Here is a 213-nt window from a genome sequence, read left to right as displayed (position 1 = left end):
TCACCCATTTTTGTTCGTAGGCGCGCTGGAAAAACTCCAGCACGTCGTCCGCCAACCCGTCGGCGCCGGGGAAGCGGGCGTTCAGCTGCGCGATGATGCCATTCAGCGTGGTGTTGCCGTCGACCAGCTGCAAGATGGCGGCGGCGCTGTCGTTCAGCTTGGCCATGCCTTCCGGGTAGAGGATCACGTGGCTGTTTTGCACCGGCTCCCATT

1 protein-coding gene is annotated in these 213 nt (G+C 62.4%); it reads right to left on the bottom strand.

Features of this window, described 5'->3' with window-relative positions; translation table 11 throughout:
- A partial coding sequence (gene pqqD / locus MMS95_RS24210; RefSeq protein ID WP_242142449.1) for a pyrroloquinoline quinone biosynthesis peptide chaperone PqqD occupies positions 1-213 on the bottom strand: 213 nt, incomplete at both ends.

The sequence above is a fragment of the Serratia sp. PGPR-27 genome (genome assembly GCF_022678525.1).
Lineage (GTDB): Bacteria > Pseudomonadota > Gammaproteobacteria > Enterobacterales > Enterobacteriaceae > Serratia > Serratia nematodiphila.
Note: the sequence above shows the minus strand (reverse complement) of the source record. Positions and strands in the feature narration are given on the sequence as shown.